Annotated in this window: 2 protein-coding genes; both read left to right on the forward strand. The window is 72.3% G+C overall.

Annotated elements, in window-relative coordinates; genetic code table 11:
• Window positions 1-134 precede the first annotated feature (134 nt).
• Window positions 135-1,310, forward strand: coding sequence for a 5-(carboxyamino)imidazole ribonucleotide synthase (locus KBX53_RS31045; RefSeq protein WP_210863297.1), 1,176 nt, complete (start codon window positions 135-137; stop codon window positions 1,308-1,310).
• Window positions 1,311-1,342: 32 nt separating this feature from the next.
• Complete coding sequence (gene purE, locus KBX53_RS31050) at window positions 1,343-1,834, forward strand: 5-(carboxyamino)imidazole ribonucleotide mutase (RefSeq protein WP_210863298.1); 492 nt, start codon at window positions 1,343-1,345, stop codon at window positions 1,832-1,834.
• Window positions 1,835-2,032: the final 198 nt, after the last annotated feature.

A 2,032-nucleotide genomic window follows, 5' to 3' on the forward strand; every position in this document is an offset into this window, starting at 1 on the left:
GTACGCGGCGGACCGCACGGCCACGCCCGGTAGGCGTCCGCGCCGCCCGCCGGGTGGTCCTCCCCGCGCCCGCGCAGGTGGATCGCCGGCCCTCCGGGTGGGCGCGTCGGCGGCCCGGATGGGCTGGCCGCGCTATGGATTCCCGTACCGGTCTGCCAGTTGTCGGCATGGTGGGTGGCGGCCAGTTGGCCCGGATGACCCACCAGGCCGCGATCGCCCTCGGCCAGTCACTGCGTGTGCTCGCGACCGCCCCTGACGACGGTGCGGCGCTGGTCGCCGCCGACGTCCAGTACGGCGATCACACCGACCTGGCCGCCCTGCGTACCTTCGCCAAGGGCTGCGACGTCGTCACCTTCGACCACGAGCATGTGCCCTCCGAGCACATCCGCACGCTGGCCGCGGAAGGGGTGCCCCTCTACCCGCCGGCGGACGCGCTGCTGCACGCTCAGGACAAGCAGGTCATGCGGGAACGCCTGACCGAGCTGGGCGCGCCCAACCCGGCCTGGCGGCCGGTCGGGGAGCCCGCCGACCTCGTCGGCTTCGGCGAGCAGGTCGGCTGGCCGGTGGTGCTGAAGGCGGCCCGGGGCGGGTACGACGGTCGGGGCGTCTGGATGGTCGACGACGCCGCTCAGGCCACCGAGCTGGCAACCACCCTGCTCGCTGGCGGCACCCGGCTGATCGTGGAGGAGCGGGTGCCGCTGCGACGGGAGCTGGCCGTGCAGGTGGCTCGCTCGCCGTTCGGCCAGGTGGCCGCGTACCCGGTGGTGGAGACGGTGCAGCGCGACGGCATCAACGTGGAGGTGCTGGCCCCGGCACCCGGCCTGGACGAGGAGCTGGCGGTCTCCGCCCAGCAGCTCGCCATCGACCTGGCCACCGCGCTCGGGGTGATCGGTCTGCTGGCGGTGGAGCTGTTCGAGGTGCGTGACGACGCCGGTCGCCCGGCGATCGTGGTCAACGAGCTGGCGATGCGTCCGCACAACTCCGGGCACTGGACCATCGAGGGTGCCCGGACCTCACAGTTCGAGCAGCACCTGCGGGCCGTGCTGGACTACCCGATGGGTGACACCGCGTTGACCGCCCCGGTGGTGGTCTCGGCGAACGTGCTCGGCGGTGAGCCGGGCGGGATGTCGATCGACGAGCGGTTGCACCACCTCTTCGCGGCCGAGCCGGGTGCCAAGGTGCACCTGTACGGCAAGCAGGTGCGACCCGGCCGCAAGATCGGGCACGTCACGGTGCTCGGCGACGACCTGGACGACCTGCGGGCGCGGGCGGCACGGGCCGCGCGCTGGCTGCGCGAGGGCCACGAGTGAGCCACGATTTCGCCGACGACGAGAGGGCCGCAGTGAGCACGGTTGGGCTGATCATGGGCAGTGACTCGGACTGGCCGACCATGCGGGCCGCCGCCGAGGTGATGGACGACTTCGGCGTGGCGTACGAGGTGCGGATCATCTCGGCGCACCGGACTCCGGTCGCGATGATCGAGTACGGGCGCGACGCCGCCGACCGGGGTCTCAAGGTGATCATCGCGGGCGCCGGGGGTGCCGCCGCGCTGCCCGGCATGGTCGCCTCGGTGACGCCGCTGCCGGTGATCGGGGTGCCGGTGCCGCTGAAGCACCTCGACGGCATGGACTCGCTGCTGTCCATCGTGCAGATGCCGGCCGGGGTTCCGGTGGCCACCGTGTCGATCGGCAACGCCCGCAACGCCGGCCTCCTGGCCGTACGGATCCTGGGTGCCACCGACGAGGACCTGCGCGCCAAGATGACGACCTACCAGCAGGACCTGGAGAAGCTGGTGGCAGACAAGGAAACCGCCCTCCACGCCACCCTGCGCTAGCCCTCCCGCGACCCCGCCCCGCCGCACCGCACCGCACCGCACCGCACCCGCGATCTTGCACTTTCGGTCGCTGTTTCGCGGCTCTCATCCCTTATGCCACAACAGAAAGTGCAAGATCGCGCGAGATGGGCGCGGGTGACGCGCGAGCCCGGCACACTCACCGCGCCCACTCACCCACACCGCCGTGACCCTCCGACT

This window comes from Micromonospora sp. M51, from assembly GCF_018070305.1.
GTDB lineage: Bacteria > Actinomycetota > Actinomycetes > Mycobacteriales > Micromonosporaceae > Micromonospora > Micromonospora parva.